Source organism: uncultured Pseudosulfitobacter sp., assembly GCF_963976325.1.
In the GTDB taxonomy this organism is placed as follows: domain Bacteria; phylum Pseudomonadota; class Alphaproteobacteria; order Rhodobacterales; family Rhodobacteraceae; genus Pseudosulfitobacter.
The window spans coordinates 1,395,379-1,416,152 of sequence record NZ_CAXBJW010000001.1; the positions used below are offsets into that span (position 1 = coordinate 1,395,379).

Annotated in this window: 17 protein-coding genes, 1 tRNA gene and 1 pseudogene; 11 read left to right on the forward strand and 8 right to left on the reverse strand. The window is 61.8% G+C overall.

Annotated elements, in window-relative coordinates:
• Nucleotides 1-196 precede the first annotated feature (196 nt).
• Nucleotides 197-3,322, forward strand: a complete 3,126-nt coding sequence (locus tag AAC077_RS06925) for a valine--tRNA ligase (protein ID WP_339767857.1) — start codon at nt 197-199, stop codon at nt 3,320-3,322.
• 98 nt (nt 3,323-3,420) lie between these two features.
• On the opposite strand, the gene AAC077_RS06930 is transcribed toward AAC077_RS06925, so the two are convergent.
• Complete coding sequence (locus AAC077_RS06930) at nt 3,421-4,209, reverse strand: crotonase/enoyl-CoA hydratase family protein (RefSeq protein ID WP_339767859.1); 789 nt, start codon at nt 4,207-4,209, stop codon at nt 3,421-3,423.
• Between the two features lie 124 nt (nt 4,210-4,333).
• Here AAC077_RS06930 and AAC077_RS06935 point away from each other — a divergent pair, with 124 nt between their 5' ends.
• Together AAC077_RS06935 and AAC077_RS06940 are read left to right on the forward strand one after the other, a co-directional pair.
• Nucleotides 4,334-5,440, forward strand: a complete 1,107-nt coding sequence (locus AAC077_RS06935; RefSeq protein ID WP_339767861.1) for a pyridoxal phosphate-dependent aminotransferase — start codon at nt 4,334-4,336, stop codon at nt 5,438-5,440.
• Between the two features lie 77 nt (nt 5,441-5,517).
• A complete protein-coding gene (locus tag AAC077_RS06940) occupies nt 5,518-5,733 on the forward strand; it encodes a hypothetical protein (protein ID WP_339767863.1) in 216 nt (71 codons plus the stop codon).
• On the opposite strand, the gene AAC077_RS06945 is transcribed toward AAC077_RS06940, so the two are convergent.
• The gene (locus AAC077_RS06945) at nt 5,711-6,919 is read right to left on the reverse strand and encodes an aminotransferase class V-fold PLP-dependent enzyme (protein WP_339767865.1); all 1,209 of its coding nucleotides are present in this window, start codon (nt 6,917-6,919) and stop codon (nt 5,711-5,713) included. The genes AAC077_RS06940 and AAC077_RS06945 overlap by 23 nt on opposite strands.
• 255 nt (nt 6,920-7,174) lie before the next feature.
• Between AAC077_RS06945 and AAC077_RS06950 the strand changes: the two genes are divergently transcribed.
• A complete protein-coding gene (locus AAC077_RS06950; RefSeq protein WP_339767983.1) occupies nt 7,175-8,998 on the forward strand; it encodes an ABC transporter ATP-binding protein in 1,824 nt (607 codons plus the stop codon).
• Here AAC077_RS06950 and AAC077_RS06955 read toward each other — a convergent pair.
• Entirely contained in the window at nt 8,995-9,663 is a 669-nt protein-coding gene (locus AAC077_RS06955) for a TIGR04283 family arsenosugar biosynthesis glycosyltransferase (RefSeq protein ID WP_339767867.1), read from the reverse strand. The two genes, AAC077_RS06950 and AAC077_RS06955, sit on opposite strands and share 4 nt — an antisense overlap.
• Before the next feature lie 67 nt (nt 9,664-9,730).
• Between AAC077_RS06955 and AAC077_RS06960 the strand changes: the two genes are divergently transcribed.
• Nucleotides 9,731-10,468, forward strand: coding sequence for a folate-binding protein (locus AAC077_RS06960; protein WP_339767869.1), 738 nt, complete (start codon nt 9,731-9,733; stop codon nt 10,466-10,468).
• 109 nt (nt 10,469-10,577) lie between these two features.
• On the opposite strand, the gene efp is transcribed toward AAC077_RS06960, so the two are convergent.
• Nucleotides 10,578-11,141, reverse strand: a complete 564-nt coding sequence (gene efp, locus AAC077_RS06965; protein ID WP_028955815.1) for an elongation factor P — start codon at nt 11,139-11,141, stop codon at nt 10,578-10,580.
• Between the two features lie 217 nt (nt 11,142-11,358).
• Between efp and AAC077_RS06970 the strand changes: the two genes are divergently transcribed.
• Both AAC077_RS06970 and AAC077_RS06975 read left to right on the forward strand, forming a co-directional pair.
• The gene (locus tag AAC077_RS06970) at nt 11,359-11,679 is read left to right on the forward strand and encodes a DUF6280 family protein (RefSeq protein ID WP_089420757.1); all 321 of its coding nucleotides are present in this window, start codon (nt 11,359-11,361) and stop codon (nt 11,677-11,679) included.
• Nucleotides 11,680-11,838: 159 nt separating this feature from the next.
• On the forward strand, nt 11,839-13,293 hold the full coding sequence (locus AAC077_RS06975; RefSeq protein ID WP_339767875.1) for a cobyric acid synthase: 1,455 nt from the start codon (nt 11,839-11,841) through the stop codon (nt 13,291-13,293).
• A gap of 12 nt (nt 13,294-13,305) precedes the next feature.
• On the opposite strand, the gene AAC077_RS06980 is transcribed toward AAC077_RS06975, so the two are convergent.
• The 3 genes from AAC077_RS06980 to AAC077_RS06990 all read right to left on the reverse strand — a co-directional run bounded on the left by AAC077_RS06980 (nt 13,306) and on the right by AAC077_RS06990 (nt 16,532).
• Nucleotides 13,306-14,268: a hypothetical protein gene (locus AAC077_RS06980; protein WP_339767877.1), complete on the reverse strand. Its 963-nt coding sequence runs from the start codon at nt 14,266-14,268 to the stop codon at nt 13,306-13,308.
• 88 nt (nt 14,269-14,356) lie between these two features.
• Nucleotides 14,357-15,784: a TolC family outer membrane protein gene (locus AAC077_RS06985; protein WP_339767879.1), complete on the reverse strand. Its 1,428-nt coding sequence runs from the start codon at nt 15,782-15,784 to the stop codon at nt 14,357-14,359.
• A gap of 94 nt (nt 15,785-15,878) precedes the next feature.
• The gene (locus AAC077_RS06990; protein WP_339767881.1) at nt 15,879-16,532 is read right to left on the reverse strand and encodes a protein-L-isoaspartate O-methyltransferase; all 654 of its coding nucleotides are present in this window, start codon (nt 16,530-16,532) and stop codon (nt 15,879-15,881) included.
• Between the two features lie 405 nt (nt 16,533-16,937).
• Here AAC077_RS06990 and AAC077_RS06995 point away from each other — a divergent pair.
• Nucleotides 16,938-17,011: transfer RNA gene (locus AAC077_RS06995), tRNA-Cys, on the forward strand.
• Between the two features lie 74 nt (nt 17,012-17,085).
• Here AAC077_RS06995 and AAC077_RS07000 read toward each other — a convergent pair.
• Nucleotides 17,086-18,315, reverse strand: a complete 1,230-nt coding sequence (locus AAC077_RS07000) for a tyrosine-type recombinase/integrase (protein WP_339767882.1) — start codon at nt 18,313-18,315, stop codon at nt 17,086-17,088.
• Nucleotides 18,316-18,456: 141 nt separating this feature from the next.
• Here AAC077_RS07000 and AAC077_RS07005 point away from each other — a divergent pair, with 141 nt between their 5' ends.
• The 3 genes and pseudogenes from AAC077_RS07005 to AAC077_RS07015 all read left to right on the forward strand — a co-directional run.
• Nucleotides 18,457-18,849, forward strand: a complete 393-nt coding sequence (locus AAC077_RS07005; RefSeq protein WP_099824743.1) for a transposase — start codon at nt 18,457-18,459, stop codon at nt 18,847-18,849.
• Complete coding sequence (tnpB, locus tag AAC077_RS07010) at nt 18,846-19,196, forward strand: IS66 family insertion sequence element accessory protein TnpB (RefSeq protein WP_050519304.1); 351 nt, start codon at nt 18,846-18,848, stop codon at nt 19,194-19,196. The genes AAC077_RS07005 and tnpB overlap by 4 nt, the downstream gene beginning before the upstream one ends.
• Nucleotides 19,197-19,255: 59 nt before the next feature.
• Nucleotides 19,256-20,722 (forward strand): annotated as a pseudogene (locus tag AAC077_RS07015) (IS66 family transposase); the annotation flags it as partial.
• Nucleotides 20,723-20,774 lie beyond the last annotated feature (52 nt).

The window sequence follows — 20,774 nt, forward strand, 5'->3', positions numbered from 1 at the left end:
CGGCGGACCCAAACGCCGCGTCGGGGTTGGGGGGATGCGCGATGTGGGGGCGCTGCCCCCGGCGCGGGCGCGCCTCCCCCGGGATATTCCGAACCGGAGAAGAGGCTCAGGCGGCGCGCGCGGCTATGAGTGCTTTTCCTTTGTTTGCGGCTTTGCTAAGCCCGACAGGTCATTCATTCCCTGCCGGAGACAGCTCATGCCCTTGGAAAAATCATTTAACGCCGCCGAGGCCGAAGCACGGCTGTATTCCGCTTGGGAAAAGGCCGGATGTTTCGTGGCAGGTGCCAACGCCAAGCCGGGCGCCTCGTCCTATTCCATCATGATCCCGCCGCCCAACGTCACCGGCGTGCTGCACATGGGACATGCCTTTAACAACACGCTTCAGGATATTCTGGTGCGCTGGCACCGGATGCGCGGGTTCGACACGCTTTGGCAGCCCGGCACCGACCACGCGGGCATTGCCACGCAGATGGTGGTGGAACGCCGCCTGGCCGAAGCGCAACAGCCCAGCCGCGTCGAAATGGGCCGCGAGGCGTTTCTGGAGAAGGTCTGGGAATGGAAATCTGAATCCGGCAACACCATCGCGGGCCAGTTGCGCCGTCTGGGCGCCTCCTGCGACTGGTCGCGCGAGGCGTTCACCATGTCCGGTGCCCCCGGCGCGCCCGAGGGTCAGGAGGGCAATTTCCACGATGCGGTGATCAAGGTGTTTGTTGATATGTTCAACAAGGGTCTGATCTATCGCGGCAAACGTCTGGTCAACTGGGACCCGCATTTTGAAACCGCGATTTCCGACCTTGAGGTCGAGAACATCGAAACGCCCGGCCAGATGTGGCATTTCAAATATCCGCTGGCGGGTGGGGCCACCTATACCTACATCGAAAAAGACGAAGACGGGAACGTCACGCTGGAGGAAGAGCGCGATTACATCTCGATCGCCACCACGCGCCCCGAAACCATGCTGGGCGATGGTGCCGTTGCGGTTCACCCGTCAGATGAACGTTACGCGCCAATCGTCGGGCAGCTTTGCGAAATTCCGGTGGGACCGAAAGAGCATCGCCGCCTGATCCCGATCATCACCGACGAATACCCCGACAAGGATTTCGGCTCGGGTGCGGTCAAGATCACCGGCGCGCACGACTTTAACGACTATCAGGTCGCCAAACGGGGCGGCATCCCGATGTACAACCTGATGGACCCGCGTGGCGCCATGCGCGCCGATGGCCGCCCCTACGCCGAAGAGGCCGCGATTGCGCAGGCGATCGCCAATGGCGAACAGGACTTCGACGAGGTGATGATCGCCGCGATGAACCTGGTGCCGGACGACTACCGCGGTCTGGACCGGTTCGACGCCCGCGCCCGGGTCGTCGACGACATCACCCGCGAGGGGCTGGCCGTGATGCATATGGTTCCCGTGACCGACGCCGAAGGCAACGAAAGCGTCGAGGCGGTGCCGTATGTCGAGCAAAAGCCGATCATGCAGCCCTATGGCGACCGGTCCAAAGTGGTGATCGAGCCGCTGCTGACCGATCAGTGGTTCGTGGACACCGACAAGATCGTCGGCCCCGCGCTGGATGCGGTGCGCAATGGCGATGTGAAAATCATCCCCGAGAGCGGCGAGAAGGTTTATTACAACTGGTTGGAAAACATCGAACCCTGGTGCATCTCGCGCCAGCTTTGGTGGGGGCATCAGATCCCGGTCTGGTACGGCTTTGACCTGCACGCCTTTGGCTTCTCGGACGACGAAGGCGACGGCGCGCTGGACATGGTCGAAGTGGGCCGCTTGCTGTCTGCGCAATCGCTCCGCGACCGGGCCGACCGGCATATGTGCGGTGCGGATTTCGACGCGGTTCATGCGGATTTCACCGCCACGCTGGCCGAACTGCCGACGCCGCTGGGCCATGCCCGCATCGTCGAAGTGGCCGACCGCGACACCGCCCTGCACCAGTTCACCGCAGCACTGGCCGAATATGCGACAACACAGGACCCCACCACGCTGATCTACCCGGTCTGGCGTGACCCCGACGTGCTGGACACGTGGTTTTCGTCCGGCCTGTGGCCCATCGGCACGCTGGGCTGGCCGGAACAAACCCCTGAACTGCAACGCTATTTCCCCACATCGGACCTGATCACCGGTCAGGACATCCTGTTCTTCTGGGTGGCGCGCATGATGATGATGCAGCTTGCGGTCGTGGGCGAAAAACCCTTCTCGACCGTCTACCTGCATGGCCTTGTGCGCGACGCCAAGGGCAAGAAAATGTCGAAATCCACCGGCAACGTGATCGACCCGCTGGACCTGATCGACGAATTCGGTGCCGACGCCCTGCGCTTTACCAATGCGTCCATGGCCAGCCTGGGCGGCGCGCTCAAGCTCGATACCAAGCGGATCGAAGGCTATCGCAACTTTGTCACCAAGCTGTGGAATGCCGCCACCTATGGCGAATTCAAGGGCACCTTCGATCTGCCCCACTCTGACGAAGTGCCGCAAACCACCCTGCCCCTGAACACATGGATCAAGGGCGAGATTGCCAAAACGCTGGAAACCGTGAACGCCGCATTGGACACCTACCGGTTCAATGACGCGGCCAACACGCTGTACAGCTTTGTCTGGGGCACGTTCTGCTCGCAGTATCTGGAGTTCACCAAACCCGTGCTGGACGGCGAAGACGCGGCCGCCGCCGCTGAAACCAAGGCGACTTATGCCTGGGCGCTGGACCAGATCCTGATCCTGCTGCACCCGATCATGCCCTTCGTCACCGAAGAGCTGTGGCGCGCCAAGGAACGCCCCAAGATGCTGGTACACACCGACTGGCCGACCTACACCGCCGCCGATCTGGTCGATGCCAAGGCCGACGCCGACCTGACATGGACCGTGGCCATCATCGAGGCGATCCGCTCGGCCCGCGCGCAGATGAACGTGCCTGCCGGGGCCTTTGTGCCGCTGGTGGTCAAGGACATGGATGACACCACTCGCCGTGTCTGGACCGAGAACGAGGCGCTGATCACCCGCTTTGCCCGCGTCGAGGCGCTGAGCGAAGTGGCCGATATGCCCAAAGGCACGGTGGCGCTGGCGGTCTCGGGCGGCAGCTTTGGCTTGCCGCTGGCCGATGTCATTGATGTGGCCGCAGAAAAGGCGCGTCTGGACAAAACGCTAGGCAAGCTGGCGAAAGAATTGGGGGGCCTGCGTGGCCGTCTGAACAACCCCAAATTCGCCGACAGCGCCCCCGAAGAGGTCATCACCGAAACCCGCGCCAACCTTGCTCTGCGCGAGGCCGAAGAGGCGAAGCTGAAAGACGCGCTGGCGCGTCTGGCCGAACTGGACTGATCTGCCCCCCCGGCCTGCCCCTTCTCTGGTTCAATAAATCCCGGGGGAGGCGCGCAGCGCCGGGGGCAGCGCCCCCGATCCGGCAGCCTGTATTAGCCCTACTTGAACACAGCCGCGCGCTTTTGCATGGCGGCTGCGACCACTTCCAACTGGTCAGGCTGGCCGATCAGCTTGGCCTGCTCGACGCTTTCTGCCATCAGGATCGCATCAGAATAACCACCATAACTCTGCGTGATCAACGCCTTGGCCGCGCGGATGGCCGACGGGCTCTTGCCCGCAATCTCGCCTGCCAGTGACAGCGCCGCCGCCAACGGATCGTCGGCCAGTTCGGTGACCAGCCCCCAGTCCAGCGCCTGCTGCGCGCCCACCGGCGTCGCGGAATAAGTCAGCCGCCGCGCCACATCCTCGCGCACCAGACGGGGCAGCAGCACCATGCCCCCCATGTCCGGCACGATGCCCCATTTCATCTCCATCACCGCCATTTGCACATCCGGCCCCGCAATGCGGATGTCCGCGCCCAACGCCAGCTGGCAGCCCGCGCCAAAGACCGGACCGTGCAGCGCCGCGATCACCGGCACCGGCACGCGGGTCCAGATCATCGCAACCTCTTGCCATTGGTTCGTGGTGCCGTCCCCGTGGCTGCGCGGCACCAGGGCCGCGGCGGGATCATCGCCCATCGACTTGCCCAACCCGCCGATGTCGATGCCCGCACAAAAGGCCCGTCCCTCGCCCGACAGCACCACCGCGCGGGCCTCCGAGGCCGCAACCTCTTGCCCTGCGGCGATGATCCCGTCGATCATATCCTGATCCACTGCATTCATCTTGTCGGCGCGGGTCAGGCGCACATGGGCGATATGGTTTTCATAGGTGACGGACACGCGGGACATGGGCAAAACTCCTCTTTCACCGCACCTCAGCGCAAAGTTGCCACGATTTCCAGTCCGACGTCAGGGCACGCTTGCGCGCCATGCCCTCTTTCCAAGGTCGCAGTCCCACAGTATTCCTGCGCCCATGACACATGCACGCCTGACCCCGCTCGCCCAATCCCTGCCCGCTTCGGTCCCCTTTGTCGGCCCCGAAACCCAAGAGCGCGCCCGTGGCGCCGCCTTTGACGCGCGGCTGGGGGCCAATGAAAACGTGTTTGGCGCGTCCCCCAACGCCCGCGCCGCCATGGCCGAGGTCGATGCGTGGATGTACGGCGACCCCGAATCGCACGACCTGATTGCGGCGCTGGCCGCCCATCTGCGCACCGATCCCGCGCACATCATGGTGGGCGAAGGCATCGACGGGCTGCTGGGCTATCTGGTGCGCCTTTGCGTTGGTGAAGGCGACGCGGTGGTCACCTCGGACGGGGCCTATCCGACATTCAATTACCACGTCGCAGGCTTCGGCGGCGTTCTACACAAGGTGCCCTATACTGGCGATCACGAAGACCCGATGGCCCTGTTCGCCAAGGCCGCCGAAGTGGACGCCAAGCTGGTCTATCTGGCCAACCCCGACAATCCGATGGGCACCTGGCACGAGGGCGACACGATTGTGCGCGCTCTGGATGCGCTGCCCAAGGGCTGCCTGCTGGTGCTGGACGAGGCGTATATCGATTGCGCCCCGCCGGGCACCGCGCCCGATCTGCCCCTTGACGATCCGCGGCTGGTGCGGATGCGCACGTTTTCAAAGGCTTACGGGCTGGCGGGTGCGCGTGTGGGCTATGCGCTGGGGCATCCTGACCTGATCACCGCGTTCAACAAGGTGCGCAACCACTTTGGCATGAACCGCGCGGCACAAGCGGGTGCGCTGGCCGCGTTAGAGGACGACGCGCATCTGGCGCATGTGCTGGACCAGATCGACGGCGCGCGCCGCCGGATCGCCCAGATTGCCATCGACAACGGGCTGGCCCCGCTGCCGTCGGCTGCGAATTTCGTGGCGATTGATTGCGGGCGCGACGGTGCCTTTGCCAAGGCGGTGCTGGACGGGCTGATCGCGCGGGGCATTTTCGTGCGGATGCCATTTGCGGCACCGCAAAACCGGTGCATTCGGGTAAGCTGCGGGACACCGGAAAACCTGGATGCCTTTGCGGCGGCATTGCCCGACGCGCTGGCGGACGCTGCAACACAGGGCTGACGTCGGCTAACGGAAAAAGCTACGCGCCGCTCGTTTCTGCACTATGATAACAGGCATACCCACCGGATATGCCTGCCATGAACAACCACCCGACGCAGTCCGCACCTAACTTTACCAACGCCTGCATCGTGATGTTCGGCGTCAATCTGTCTTGGGTGTTTCTGCTGCTGTGGGCGTTGTGGGGCCTGCTGGCGGTCGCGGCTCTGGGCTGGTCCCTGAACCGCTGGATGACATGGCTCGAGGCCCGCAAAACGCGGGCCCGCCAGCCGATCACCCCGCCGCGATCACCTTAGACGCGGCTTCAAGCGCGCCATTGCCATGGGGCAGATCCAGCGCCTTCAGCCCTGAATCGATACCGCCCAGCATCCCCATAACCATATGCCCGCTGACGTGCCCCATGTGCCCAAGCCGGAAATAGCCATGCCAAGCCGGATCGCTGGTTTCAGCCATCCCCAGGCCAATGCCCAGCGTCAGACCCAGATTTTCCTCGGTCCAGTTGCGCAGCTTGGTGGCATTGGGCGCACCAAGGCCAATGGCGGTGACCGAATGGCCGCGCTGCGCCGGATCGGGGACGTTCATTTTCATCGGGCCATCCGCCCCCCACGCCTCGACCGCAGCCCAGACGGCGCGGGCCAGCAGGTGATGGCGTCGCCAGACGTTCTCGATGCCTTCGTCGTGGATCATGTCCAGCGCGGCCCGCAACCCGTACAGGTGGTGCGTGGGGGCCGTGCCGTTCCAATATTCAAAAAACGCCGTCGGATGTGCGCGTGGCGTCCAGTCCCAATAGCGGCTGACACGGTCCATCCGCGCCCGCGCTTCGGCGGCCTTGTCGCTGAAGAACACGAAACACATGCCCGGCGGCACCATCATCCCCTTTTGCGATCCGGCAATCACCACATCGACGCCCCATTCGTCCATCTCGAATGGGTCACAGCCCAGCGAGGCCATGCAATCCGCCATCAGCAAGGCGGGATGATCCAGATCGTCCAGCACTGCACGCAAGGCGGCAATGTCGTTCTTGAACGAGGTCGAAGTGTCCACATGCACCGCCAGCACGGCCTTGATCTGGTGCGCCTTGTCCGCCGCCAGACGTTCGGCCACGCGCACCGGATCAATCGCCGATGACTTGCCGAAGTCCATCACTTCCGCGTCGATGCCCAACCCCACGGCCACATCCGCCCAGCCCAGACCAAAGCGGCCGGTTGCCGGCACCAGAACCTTTTCGCCAGCCATGACGGTGTTGCTCAGACAAGCCTCCCACGTGGCATGGCCGTTGCCGATATACATCGCCACATGCTGCTTGGTCCGCGCCACCCGCTTGAGATCCGGCACGATCCCCTCGACCATCTCGATCAGCGCGCCGTGATAGATATTCGGCGCCGAACGGTGCATGGCCCGCAGCACCCTGTCGGGCATCACGGACGGGCCAGGAATGGCAAGGTAATCGCGGCCAAAGGCGGCAAGCGGGTGCTGAGGCATGAGTGGCTCCTGAGGATTGTTCGCGGGCACACTACGCCAGCACGGCGCGGCGTCAATTGCCCTTGGTCCGCTTGGATGCTTGCACGGGGCTTGATCGACAAGTACACCAAAGGTCAATTAAAACCACGAGGACCGCAGCCCAGTGCCGCGTGTGATACAAACATCGTGACAACACCCCCCGAAAAAACCCCGGCCCCGGCAATTCCGCTTGCTGCGCCCGCGACAGCCCCCGTCAACTATGCCTCGGGCCACCTGATGGCCTGGCTGTGGCGGACCTATCTGAAGAAACACATACCGACGCTGGCTGTGGCCGTGCTGTTCATGATCCTCGAAGGGTCGATGCTGGGCGCGCTGTCGTGGATGATGCAGCCGATGTTCGACACTGTGTTCGTCCAAGGCAACGGCGACATGCTGATCTGGGTCGGCGTGCTGCTGGTGGGCATCTTTGTGGTGCGCGCCGTGTCGTCAGTGGTGCAAAAGGTGCTGCTGACGCGGATCGCCCAGAAAACCGCCGCCGCCCTGCGGATCGACCTGCTGGACCACATGATGAAGCTGGACGGGGCTTTCCACCAATCCCACCCGCCCGGCTTTCTGATCCAGCGGGTGCAACAGGACGTGAACGCCGTGGGCGATGTCTGGCGGGCGATTGTCACCGGCGCGGGACGCGATTTTATCGGGTTGATCGTGCTGATCGGTGTGGCCATCAGCGTCGATCCCATCTGGGCCCTGCTGGCCTGCGTGGGCACGCCCCTGCTGGTGCTGCCTGCCGCGATGGCGCAACGCTATGTCCGCCGCCACGCCCGCAACGCGCGTGATCTGGGCGCGAACCTGTCCACCCGCCTGGACGAGGTGTTTCACGGTATCGTTCAGATCAAGCTGAACGCGCTCGAGGATTACCAATCGACCCAGTACCGTGGCCTGACCGACCGTTTCGTGCGCACCGAAGTGCGCACCGCCTTTGGCGGGGCTGCGATCCCTGCGATGATCGACATCATGTCGGGCGCGGGTTTCATGGCCGTTATCCTGTATGGCGGCGCCGAAATCATCGCCGGTGACAAGACCATCGGCCAGTTCATGACCTTTTTCACCGCCATGGGCTTTGCCTTTGACCCGCTGCGCCGCCTGGGCGCGATGAGCGGTCTGTGGCAGGTCGCCGCCGCCGCGATTGAGCGGATCAAGGAACTGCTGGACGCTCCGGTGAACCTGAAATCGGCCAAAGCGCCCAAACCCGTGCCCACCGGCACGCCCGAGATCGCGCTGGAAAACGTCACGCTGGCCTACGGCGACACCACCGTTCTGCATGACCTTAGCCTGCTGGCTGCACCGGGTAAGACGACGGCGCTGGTCGGGGCCTCGGGTGCTGGCAAATCCACCATTTTCAATCTGCTGACCCGCCTGGTTGATCCGCAAAAAGGCGTGGTGAAAATCGGCGGCGTCCCGGCCGCCGAGATGAAGCTGCACGAGCTGCGCAGCCTGTTTTCGGTCGTGACGCAAGAGGCGCTGCTGTTCGACGAAACCCTGCGCGAAAATATCCTGCTGGGGCGTACCGACGTGACGGACGCGCGGCTCAAGGAAGTGCTGGACGCGGCCCATGTGTCGGATTTCCTGACCAAACTGCCCAAGGGTCTGGACACCCATGTCGGCCCGCGCGGATCGGCCCTGTCAGGCGGCCAGCGCCAGCGCGTCGTGATCGCCCGCGCCCTGCTGCGTGACACACCGATCCTGCTGCTGGACGAAGCGACATCGGCCCTGGATGCACAGTCCGAACATGTGGTGCAGGAAGCTCTGGACCGTCTGGCCGCAGGCCGCACCACCATCGTGATCGCGCACCGTCTGTCCACCATTCGCGGGGCGGACAAGATCGTGGTGATGGACCGTGGCAAGGTCATCGACCAGGGCACCCATGACGAATTGCTGGGGCGCGGTGGCATCTATGCCGATCTGTACCGGTTGCAATTCCAGGATGGGAAATCCGTGGTCGACGTCGCAGGCGCACGCCGCCCCGCGCCCCGGTTTGACGGCCCTGCGGACCCGCGCCCCGGCCTGCTGGCACGGATGCGCGAACGTCTGTTCGGCTAACGACGATACTCCTGCGCCAGCCGCGCAGGAGACACACCGCAGCCATAGCGCACAAGCGTCCACAGATTGCGCGCCCCGCGCCGTATCCACCCCTGCTGGCGATATTTCGCGGCACTGGTGACGGCCACCGCATCCAGTCGCACCAACCTGCCCCGCAGGCTGCGCGCCATCGCCACGTCCTCCATCAGCGGCTGATCGGCGTAACCACCAACGGCATCATACAGGTCGCGTGGCAGCAACAGCCCCTGATCGCCATAAGGCAGCCCCAGGCGGCTGCGCAGATTGGCCCAGCCCGCCACCAACCGCCCGCCCCGGTCAAAACGCAGGCGAAACCACCCCGCCTTGTCACTGCTTTGCAGATGTTCGCTCGCTACGGCACTCCAGCCCTCTCGCAACACCGTGTCCGCGTGCAACACCAGCAACCACCGCCCCTGCGCCGCGGCCACCCCGCGCTGCAACTGCCCGCCGCGCGATGCAGGGCCAACAACCACCTGCGCCCCCCATGCATCGGCCAACGTCGTGGTGTCGTCGGATGATCCGCCATCCGACACGATCAGCTCGCGGATCAGCCCGGCCTCCAACCCTTCGACCAACGCCGCAAGGCAAGCCGCCAGTTGCGGCGCTGCGTTCAGCGTCGGGATCACGACAGATATCGGTGCGCGCATGGGCCTGCCCCCTTTTTCCTGCGGTTGCGACTGTTATATGTCACAAGACACCCAAAGGGAGCCACCCATGACCGACCGCACAATCCTGCGCCTAAGCGGCGCCGACACCCGCGAATTCTTGCAGGGCCTGGTGACCAATGACATCCGCAAACTGGATCAGGGCCTGGTCTATGCCGCCCTGCTGACCCCCCAAGGCAAATATATCGCTGATTTCTTTCTGAAGGCCTGCGGCGATGATGTGCTGCTGGACGCCGACTCCACGCAAGGCCCCGCCCTGATGCAGCGCCTGTCGATGTACAAACTGCGCGCGGATGTGGCGATTGCGGAAACCGGTCTGCACCTGCACCGTGGCGTGGGTGCCGCCCCCGATGACGCCCTGCCCGACCCGCGCCACGCGGCGCTTGGCTGGCGCGCCTACCGCGACACCCCGCAGGAAGACGACAGCATCGACTGGACCGCCCTGCACGTCGAAAACCTTGTCCCCAACGCGGGCCGCGAGTTGCACCCCGACACGTTCATCCTCGAAGTCGGGTTCGAGCGTCTGAACGGCGTCGACTTCCGCAAGGGCTGCTATGTCGGCCAGGAAGTCACCGCGCGGATGAAACACAAAACCGAACTGCGCAAAGGGCTGGCACAGGTCCACGTGGACGGCCCCGCCACGCCGGGCGCCGAGATCACCGCCAACGGCAAACCCGCAGGCACCCTGCACAGCCGCGCAGGCGACCGCGCGCTGGCCTATCTGCGCTTTGACCGCGCAGGCGGTGATATGCAAGCAGGCGACGCCACCGTCCGCAGGTTGGACTGACCCTGCTTCTTTTGGCCTGAAATATCCCGGGGTTTGGGGCAGAGCCCCAAAATAGAAAACACCCGCCACAATGGGCGGGTGTTTCAAAACAAACCTGAAACCCGAAGCATCACGCGCGCTCGGCGTATTCCATGGTTTCGGTGTTCACGATGATGTCTTCGTCGTTGCCCACAAACGGCGGCACCATGACCTTGACGCCGTTGTCCAGAATGGCCGGCTTGAAGCTGTTGGCGGCCGTCTGACCTTTGACCACCGGCTCGGTGTCGACGATCTTGCAGGTGACTTTCTGCGGCAGCGTGGCGTTCAACGCTTCTTCCTCGTGGAATTCCACGACAATGGTCATGCCGTCTTGCAGAAACGGGCGACGCTCGCCCAGCAGTTCGGCGGGCAACTGGACCTGCTCGTATGTTTCGATGTCCATCACGACCAGCATTCCGTTTTCTTCGTAAAGAAACTGCTGATCTTTCTGTTCAAGCCGCACGCGCTCGACCTTGTCCGCAGACCGGAAGCGTTCGTTCAGCTTGGTGCCGTTGCGCAGGTTGCGCATTTCGACTTGTGCAAAAGCGCCGCCCTTTCCGGGCTTTACGTGGTCGACCTTCACAGCCGCCCACAGGCCGCCGTTATGTTCAAGCACGTTTCCGGGGCGGATTTCGTTTCCGTTAATTTTAGGCATGAGGGTAAACCACGGCAAAAGGTTGATGAAGAAGTGAAGCACCCTATATCTTGATGTGTCGCGCCGCGCAACACGGCTATCTACTGCGCTGCACTGCGGCAGATATGCGCCTAGCGCATGGACGCTATGCAATATCGGGGTATCCGAATCGACGTGAATAGGCCATAAGAAGCTTCACGCCGAAAAGACAAGAGCAAGAATAAAGGAAGGACGAAGAATGAAAGACTTCGTTGACGGCACGGCCTTCAATAACGAGCAAGGCAACCGTGCACGTAAACTCTTTGCAGCCGTTGTGTTGGCTGCTCTGGACGACGCCATTGCCGACGACAAAAAGTATGGCAACGGCCCGGAACAGATCGCCCGCTGGGCACGTTCGCGCGACGGGCGCGAAGTGTTGAGCTGTGCAGGGATCGACCCCAACGAACGTGTGGTGTCGGGCCTGATGGAATTTGTCGGCAAGGGTGTTCGCACCTCGGTTGCGCTGTCGCGCGAAGAAAGCGAACGTCGCAATGCCGCACAACAGGCCGAAGCCGCCTGATCCATACCGACCAACTGCTGCTGAATTTGACAAAAACGCGCCCTCTGCCGGGCGCGTTTTTTGTTGTCTGCGTGCCACACCCTCCGCGATAGCAGATTTGCCGGTTGAAGATCACGCGCCCTCTTGCCTTGGGCGTGTGCGAATGCGACGCAGTGCGCCATGACACGTGCAATCATGATACAAGGCACCGGCAGCAACGTCGGCAAGTCGATGGTCGTCGCGGGCCTTGTGCGGGCCTGCGTGCGGCGCGGCATGGTGGTGCGCCCGTTCAAACCACAGAACATGTCGAACAACGCCGCCGTCACCCCCGAAGGCGGCGAGATTGGCCGCGCCCAGGCGCTTCAGGCCCGCGCGGCGGGCGTGGCGCCGCATGTGGACATGAACCCGGTCCTGTTGAAACCGCAAAGCGAGACCGGCGCGCAACTGATCGTGCAGGGCAAAGTCATCGGCACGCAAGAGGCCCGCGCCTTTGGCCGCGAACGTGGCGCCTTGATGGCCCCCGTACTGGACAGCTTCCGCCGACTGGCGGCACAGGCCGATCTGGTTGTGGTCGAGGGCGCAGGCAGCCCCGCCGAGACGAACCTGCGCAAAGGCGACATCGCCAACATGGGCTTTGCCGTGGCCGCAGGCGTGCCGGTCATCCTGATGGGCGACATCGACCGGGGCGGCGTGATTGCCCAACTGGTCGGCAGCCATTCGGTTCTGGACGACACCGACCGCGCGCTGATCCGCGGCTTTGCCATCAATAAATTCCGTGGCGACACCAGCCTGTTCGACGACGGGCTGACCGACATCGCCACGCGCACCGGCTGGCCCTCTCTGGGTGTTTTGCCATGGTTCGACGCCGCCCATCGCCTGCCCGCCGAGGATGTTCTGGACCTGCCCGCCCGCGCAGGCAGCGGCGCGGGGCTGGTGGTCGCGGTGCCGGTGTTGCCGCGTATCTCGAACTTTGACGATCTGGACCCGTTGGCCGCCGAGCCGCACGTGGACCTGCGCCTGATCCAGCGCGGTACACCCCTGCCCGCTGACGCCGATGTGATTCTGTTGCCCGGCAGCAAATCGACCATCGCCGATTTGGCCTGTCTGCGCGCCGAAGGCTGGGAAATCGACATTGCCGCCCACGTCCGGCGGGGCGGGCATGTGATGGGGCTGTGCGGCGGTTATCAAATGCTGGGGCAGACCATCGCCGATCCGGCGGGCGTCGAAGGGCCGTCCGCAACGGTCGCGGGCTTGGGGCTGTTGGATGTGCACACCACGCTGGCCCCGCTGAAAACGCTGGCCTTGCGTCATGGCACTGACACCGCCAGCGGCACCGCGTTGACCGGCTATGAAATCCACATGGGCGAAACCACAGGGGCCGACACCGCCCGCGCATGGTTGCAGGTCGATGGCAGCCCCGCAGGGGCCGCATCGGCCAATGGCCGGGTCAAGGGCTGCTATCTGCATGGTATTTTCGGGTCTGATGCCTATCGCGCGGCCTTTCTGGCGCAACTTGGCCAGCCCAGCGATCTGTCCTATGACAAGATGGTCGACGACACATTGGATGCGCTGGCGCAGCATCTTGAAACACACATGGATATAGATCTGCTGTTAAGGTTGGCGGCAGAGGTCTAGAACCTCTGCGCCTTATTCCAGTTCCTGCGCCGCCAAAGCGCGGTGGATCTCGCGGCGAACCAGTTTGCGCACGTTGCGGGTGATCCGTTCACCCAATGCGCCCTGCAATTCCTGACGCACGATGTCTGACACCAGATCACGCAGGGCGTCCTCGTCCAGAACATCCTCGTCCGAATTCAGCATATCCGCCGATGTGTCAGCACGCGGGGTTTGCCCGCCGAACAGCGTGGCCTCGGGCGCGGCATCGGCTGCATCTTCGGGGTCGGCGTCATCGGTCGCATCTTCCCACGCCATTGCGGGATGTTCGGTGCCCGCGTAATCGTCACGCCCTGCGCCATCGGGTTCCCATTGGTCGTCGGTACGTGCGATCACTTCTTCCAGAACGGCGATCTTCGCGCTCAGGCTTTGAGCCGAGCGTGAAGCTTCGGGGCCGCGGTATTCAGGCACATCGCGCAGCACCGATGCCTCGGCCTCTTGCGCGTCAACGGCGCGGAACACTTCGTCCAGCGAGCGGCCATCGGTCAGGTCAGCATCCTGAACAGATGCTGCACCGTCTTCATCGGTGTCATCCGGACCTGCGTGATCGTCTTCGTCACTGGCGTCCGGGCCGGGCGCAGCCTCATCCCAGTCGTCGCCATCCTCATGAACGGCCGCGTCGGCGGGCGTGTCGGAATCGTCTGCGTGATCTTCTTCATCATGCGTTTCGGCCATCAACGCACCGATCACCGCATCGGCATCGGATGCTGTATCGTCCGCGTGCTGATCTTCGCCATAGCTGTGGTCTGCCACGACCTTGTCGGTGTCGATGCTCTCGCGACGGGGCGCTTCGGCGACACGCAAGGCGGGCGTCAACACCAGGCGGTCGGTGCTGGCCTTGGGCTTGTCTTCGGCGGGGGTACGTCTGTCTTCGGACACCAAACGGCGAATAGACGACAGAACGTCCTCGACCTCGGCGTTGGTCACTGCATCAGGCATATTGTTTTTCCACTCTCACCTCGGACCGAAGTGTACCGCGAACCAAAGATTCTCACAACAGGCGTGAAAAATTGTCAGTCTTTTTCCGTCACTCTTTGCCCAGCGCCTTCAGGACGCGGTCCAACTGCTTGCCCTGTTTGGTCGCCTTGGCGGGGCCGGTCTTGACCAGATTGTAATAGGCTTCGGGGTCGTAGATCTGGACATTCAGACCCAACTGTTGCGCCGTCAGCAGACCCATCGAGGCCAGAACCGCATAAGCGGCAACATAGACCTGCGCCTGTGCCTGAATGCGCAAAGCCTGCGAATCCAGCAAGGTCTGCTCGGCATCCAGAACGTCCAGCGTGGTCCGCGCGCCCAAGGTCGCCTCTTCGCGTACGCCCTTGAAAGCAACGCTGGCGGCACGCACCTGCTGTTCGCTGGCTTGCGATTGTGCCATCAGTGCCTGAAGATCGGCAATCGCATTGCCCACCCCTTCGGCAATGTTTTTCTGAACCACATGCAGGTTGCCCCGTGCTGCATCACGGCGGGCCATCGCGGCCCGATTGGCCGAAGACAAACGTCCGCCCTGATAGATCGGTCCGCCAACTCCGATACCCACCGAACCATTGCGACGGTAGTTGTCGTTGCCAAAGTTTTCGGTCACGGAAAGGCTGCCGTTCAAAGTGACAGTCGGAGACATGTCACGGTCGGTGGCAATCACCAGAAGATCGTTCGCAGACACCTGATGCTGCGCGGCTTGCAGGTCGGGGTGACGGCGCATGGCAAGCGCCTTGGCCTTGTCCACATTGCTTTCGGTGCGTGGCAGGCTGGGCGGAGGCGCAAGCTGCCCCGGCGCGCGGCCGACGACGTTGCGATAAAATTCAATGGCTTGTGCCAGATCGCGTTTGGCGGCGGCAACACCGCTGCGGGCTGCGGCCAGTTGCGCCTCGGCCAGGGACACATCGGTGCGGGTGACTTCGCCCACCTCGAACCGGTCCTTGGCCGCGCGCAATTCCTGCGTCAGCAGACGCTGGTTGTTTTCCCGCAACGCCACGAATTCGTAAGACTGCCGCACGGTCATATAGGCCGAAACGGCCCGCAAAAGCACCTGTTGTTCGATCGACAACAGTGAAGAGCGTGTCGCCAGAACAACCTCTTTCGCGGCTTCAATGCGCGATGCCGACGCGCCGAAATCATAGACCAGCATCTGCGCCACGATCCCCATGGTCGTCGAGGTGCCTTGCAGCGATACGCGGTTGAACGATGTGATGCCGAAGATATTGGTGTTGGACGAACCCGACGTGCCAAAGGTGTGGTCGATGCTGGCAGACCAGTTCACAATCGGCCGCAGCAACGCCTGTGCAGACGCCACATCTTCATCAGCCGCCCGCAGCAGCGCGCGGTTCTGTTCCAACAGCCCGGAATGGGTGTAAGCACCCGCCAGCGCATCCGCCAACGTGTCGGCGCGCGCGGGCGCGGCAAGGGCAAGACCAAAGGCACACACGATGCCAAGCACACCGCCGGAAACGCGTCTCACAGGTGATTTCATCTCGATTCCGTCCTCAACATGCGATGCATCTCACACCGTCTTGATCTGGTTACAACTGCCTTGGACCGCCAACGCGATGCGATTACAGTTGAAATTGGTTGTGTGCCTCGAAACCGGGCAAAACAGGCGCACCTGCATTGAACACATTGCGCCACGATATCCGTCCGTCGATTTTGTAACCGATGCGCACTTCGCCCAGCGCGCCGTCCATGAACAGGCAGCCGATGCGGCCACCGTCCTTGATCTGATCCAGTAGCGTTTGCGGCACACGGGCCACGCCACCCTGGATGATCACAACGTCGTAGGGACCGTGCTGTACGGCACCCTCGGCCAGGGGGCCGGTGTGCAAGGCGACATTGTCAGCCCCAGCGGTCATCAGCGCCTCTTGGGCTTCGCGGGCCAGATCCTCGTCCTCTTCGACGGCGACCACGGCTTCGGCCATATGCGCGATCACGGCGGAGGAATAGCCATAGCCCGTGCCAACATCCAGAACCAGGTCGTCGTTGCCGATGTCCAGCGTGTCCAGCATCTTGGCCAAGGTACGCGGCTCAAGCACAACGCGCCCTGCCCCCAATTCGATGTTTTCCCCCATGTAAGCCGCCTCGCGCTGCGCCACGGGCACAAAGTCCTCGCGGGCGACGGAAAGCATGGCTTCGATGATCGGGAACTTGGTCACATCCGAAGGCCGCACTTGTGTGTCGACCATCATCGTGCGTCGCATTTCAAAGTTTGTCATGAACTGAACTCATCTGTTCGGAATCTGTCGAAGTCAGATGTGCCACATTCCGAACAGCACGGCAACGGGCCGATGGCCCGAAATACAAGCGACAGATGCGCGCGCACGCACACTCAAGTGGCATCTGGTGCAGATTGTGCACCCGCACAGGCGCCAGTTGTGTTCTTTGAACACGTTCAAACCGATGTCACCAAACAGGGCTGACCAGCCGCCGCACAATCGTCGCCCCTCTCGGCTTTGGGCCAGTGGCCCGCGTTGTCGCCAAACAGCCTCAGGCGTCAGCCCGTGCGGTTCGGAATGTCGAAGCCAGAAATGCGCAAAGTTGGCCACAGGAATGCACTTGCGCTCTTATTGAAAACGGCTTATCACCCCGAAAACCACGAAAACCCTTGTTTTCAAGGCGCTGGCGAGTTGGCGGAGTGGTGACGCAACGGATTGCAAATCCGTGTACAGGAGTTCGATTCTCCTACTCGCCTCCATTTATTTTCAATGACTTGGCTTGATGAACTTACTGCGCGGCTTGCCGTTTTACATTTCATTTTACATTCACAGTTCACGAGGCGTTCTTTTTGGCTCTGTGAAGAATGTGTAGAACCTCGTCGGTTTCCTCTGGAGACACTCTCGCGTAGCGCTCGATCATTGCTGCTGCAGTGCGGAGCGACCACCCCATGCATGCTGCGATCTGAGCCAACGAAAGGCCCTCTCTCAATAGACGGGTCGCTGCCGTACCTCGTGCATCGTTGAGACGAAGGTCGTACCCGATCGTCTCTGGATCGAGACCGGCTTTGTCGCGCCACTGGCGGAGACCTTCCGATGCTCGATGCGTAGTCAAGGGCAGGTTTGACGCATTAGTGAGGATAAGAAGTTGCGTGCCTGAAGTCTCATCAATCAGACGACCCATGCGCTCCGTAACCGGTATGAAAGCAGGTATCCCACGCTTACTTGTCTTCACCCGAATTCTTCTGCCCATGGGGGTTTGCTCGACCTGGTTTCGACTTAGCTTCACCAAATCCCCAACTCGTAAGCCTGTCTCCGTTGCGGCAACAAGTAGCCGCTGAACCCAAGAAGGGGCTATCTTCTCGACTTTCCTAATATCGTCAGGAGACCAAACTATGTCTGATCGGTCTACCTTGTACAGCTTCTCCAGACCTTCACAGAAATGGTTATTGATAAACGCTTCCTTCTTAGCCCAGTTCAGAAATAGCGCAACGACTGCAGCCGCGTAGTCGTACTGTTTCGGACTCTCAATCCATTGTGACCGCCATTTCTCAACCTCCCTTCTCGACGAAGGAATTTCCCACATTTTGACGGCGTCAGGCCCAAACTCATTAGTGAAACGGTTCAGCCACCGACGGTAATCCGACTGTGTACGAGGCTTTTTCTTTTTGAAGTTTACGCTGGCATAGAACTCGGCGACGACGTCCGACGTTGAAATGACCATCGCCTTTGGCTTCGCTTTCGTCATGGCGTCGGCATAGGCGGCAAAAAAGTCAGCAGTCCGAGGCATGCTTTCGAAGCCAGACCAAAATCCAGTTCCTTTTCTTCCACGTAGGCTGAAATAGAACTTCAGGCGCCCATCCGCTAAACGAGCAGTAGTGCGGTGCACCTCTTCAGGAAGGTTTGATCTTCTAGACATGTCGGCGAGCCCTACTTTGTTCAACAAGGCTATTGTTATTGCCGACATCAGCTCTGGCAAGTCCCTGAACCAGATCGAGGCGTTGACGCACCGCAACAGGATCATAGCAATCCTTACGTCCTGGCACCGGCCGAATTCCGGTTTCATGACAAAATTTACGGAATGAACTGGTGGTTCCATCAAAACGGAGACGCATCGCGAGTTCTTCTCCCGAAATAAGGTCTATCGTAAACATCCGCCGAGGGCCGTCTGGCTGATGGGCTGCGAGATTGTTTATCGAGTGTCCTTATGGACGCACACGAAGACACCCGCCGTATTCAAGTTTTGTCGGTCTCTGATACCGGCCGCCGTCGCCGTTGGACGGATGATGAGAAGGTCCGGATCGTTGAGGAAAGCCGTGGCGATGGCGTGACATTGGCGGAGGTCGCACGGCGCCATGACATTTCGCGATCACAGCTTTACGATTGGCGATATAGGCACAAGAATGGGCTGCTTGGGGCTGGCCCACAATTTTTGCGCGTTCTTCAGCTCGAAGACGGCTCTGGCCCTGATGATGTTCCTGCGCCGCAAGCTCTTGTCATGACCATTGATCTCGGCCCGCGGTGTCGCGTGACGATCCCCTCCGGCTTTGACATGGAGGCTGCTGCGCGTCTGCTCAATGGCTTGATGGTGCGGCCATGATCGCGTTTCCGGCGGGCACGAAGGTATGGATTGCAGGTGGGGTGACGGATATGCGGCGCGGGATGAATACGTTGGCGTTGTCGGTGCAGCAGGGCCTTGGGCGTGACCCGCATGCGGGTGAAATCTTCTGCTTTCGGGGCCGCAAGGGTGATCTGGTGAAACTGCTCTGGCATGATGGGGTCGGTATGTCGCTGTATCTGAAACGCTTGGAAGCGGGCAAGTTCATCTGGCCTGTCAGTCAGGATGGGACGGCGGTGGCGATATCAGCCGCCCAGCTCGGCTATCTTCTGGAAGGGATCGACTGGAGAAATCCGCGCTGGACACAGAGGCCTAAATCAGCTGGATAATTTGTAGAGAAACGCCTGTTTTTATTGGCCTTTCATCGTGTTGGTGGTAGAGATCTGCCATGTCAAATGCTGCCTTGCAAATCGCTGAATTGCGCGCCGCGCTTGCTGCGCAGACCGCCTCGGCTGAGGCTGCACAAGCCCGCGCACATGCGGCGGAAGCCGAATTGGCACAGGCCCGCGCTTTGGCATTCTGCACAGAAGCGATGATCCAGGAGTTGAAGCTGGAGATCGCCAAGCTGCGCCGCGACAAATACGGCATCTCTTCTGAGCGTCGCGCACGGCTGATCGATCAGCTGGAATTGCAGCTTGAGGAATTAGAAGCCGCCGCCACCGAGGATGCGTTGGCGGCTGAACAAGTTGCAGCACAAGACAAAACCAGCACCGTGCGCGCCTTCACGCGGCGCAAGCCCGTGCGCAAACCCTTTCCCGACCACCTGCCGCGCGAACGTGTGGTGGTTGAAGCCCCAACCAGCTGCACCTGCTGTGGCTCGGACCGCATCGTGAAGATGGGTGAGGATGTTACCGAGACGCTGGAAGTGATCCCGCGCCAGTGGAAGGTGATCCAAACAGTCCGTGAGAAGTTCACATGCCGGGACTGCGAGAAGATCAGTCAGCCACCCGCCCCATTCCATGCGATCCCGCGTGGATGGGCAGGGCCCAGCCTGATCGCGATGATTGCCTTCGACAAATACGGACAGCACCAGCCGCTGAACCGCCAAGCCGAGCGCATTGCACGAGAAGGCATTGACCTCAGCCTGTCTACGCTTGCCGATCTGATCGGTCACGCCTGTGTGGCGCTGGCCCCGATCCATGCGCTGATCGAGCGTCACGTGCTGGACGGTGGCCGTCTGTATGGTGATGACACGACCGTGCCGCTTCTGGCCCGTGGGGGCACAAAAACCGCGCGATTATGGACCTATGTGCGTGATGACCGGCCGTGGGATGGCGGCGCGCCGCCTGCCACCTTCTTCAAGTTCTCGACAGATCGTCGCAAAGAACATCCGACCCGACACCTGACCGGGTGGCATGGTGTGCTGCAGTCAGACGTCTATGGCGGTTACAATGATCTGTATCTGGCAGACCGCAGTCCGGGGCCGGTGCAATCTGCACTGTGTTGGAGCCATGCAAGACGCAAGTTCTTTGAGCTGGCCGATATCAAGGGCATCGCCCGCAAGGGCAAAAAGGTAGCAGAGGAGATCTCGCCCATCGCGCTGGACGCTGTGACGCGGATCGATGCGATCTTTGCTGTGGAGCGCGAGATCACCGGCCTGTCAGCCGCAGAACGTCATGAAGTTCGCCAGCAGCGGGTCGCGCCGCTGGTCAACGACCTTTACGATTGGATGCGGGCCGAGCGGGCCCGGATGTCAAAGCACAACCCTGTCGCCAAGGCGATCAATTACATGCTCGACGGGAAAGGTCGCTGGGACGCCTTTACTGCATTCCTTGATGACGGGCGTCTCTGCCTGACGAACAATGCCGCAGAGCGGGCCCTCAGAGGCATCGCATTAGGCAGAAAGTCATGGCTGTTGATTGTCACTGAGAACTGACCCGGTAGCCCCGTAAATTGTCACTGAGAAT

Coding starts and splice junctions, on each gene's coding strand:
- tnpB (WP_050519304.1), top strand. CDS start 18,846: ATGATCGCGTTTCCGGCGGGCACGAAGGTATGGATTGCAGGTGGGGTG.
- AAC077_RS06935 (WP_339767861.1), top strand. CDS start 4,334: ATGACACATGCACGCCTGACCCCGCTCGCCCAATCCCTGCCCGCTTCG.
- AAC077_RS06925 (WP_339767857.1), top strand. CDS start 197: ATGCCCTTGGAAAAATCATTTAACGCCGCCGAGGCCGAAGCACGGCTG.
- AAC077_RS06955 (WP_339767867.1), bottom strand. CDS start 9,663: ATGCGCGCACCGATATCTGTCGTGATCCCGACGCTGAACGCAGCGCCG.
- AAC077_RS06930 (WP_339767859.1), bottom strand. CDS start 4,209: ATGTCCCGCGTGTCCGTCACCTATGAAAACCATATCGCCCATGTGCGC.
- AAC077_RS07005 (WP_099824743.1), top strand. CDS start 18,457: ATGGACGCACACGAAGACACCCGCCGTATTCAAGTTTTGTCGGTCTCT.
- AAC077_RS06970 (WP_089420757.1), top strand. CDS start 11,359: ATGAAAGACTTCGTTGACGGCACGGCCTTCAATAACGAGCAAGGCAAC.
- AAC077_RS06990 (WP_339767881.1), bottom strand. CDS start 16,532: ATGACAAACTTTGAAATGCGACGCACGATGATGGTCGACACACAAGTG.
- AAC077_RS06975 (WP_339767875.1), top strand. CDS start 11,839: ATGACACGTGCAATCATGATACAAGGCACCGGCAGCAACGTCGGCAAG.
- AAC077_RS06950 (WP_339767983.1), top strand. CDS start 7,175: ATGGCCTGGCTGTGGCGGACCTATCTGAAGAAACACATACCGACGCTG.
- AAC077_RS06980 (WP_339767877.1), bottom strand. CDS start 14,268: ATGCCTGATGCAGTGACCAACGCCGAGGTCGAGGACGTTCTGTCGTCT.
- AAC077_RS06940 (WP_339767863.1), top strand. CDS start 5,518: ATGAACAACCACCCGACGCAGTCCGCACCTAACTTTACCAACGCCTGC.
- efp (WP_028955815.1), bottom strand. CDS start 11,141: ATGCCTAAAATTAACGGAAACGAAATCCGCCCCGGAAACGTGCTTGAA.
- AAC077_RS06945 (WP_339767865.1), bottom strand. CDS start 6,919: ATGCCTCAGCACCCGCTTGCCGCCTTTGGCCGCGATTACCTTGCCATT.
- AAC077_RS07000 (WP_339767882.1), bottom strand. CDS start 18,315: ATGAAACCGGAATTCGGCCGGTGCCAGGACGTAAGGATTGCTATGATC.
- AAC077_RS06960 (WP_339767869.1), top strand. CDS start 9,731: ATGACCGACCGCACAATCCTGCGCCTAAGCGGCGCCGACACCCGCGAA.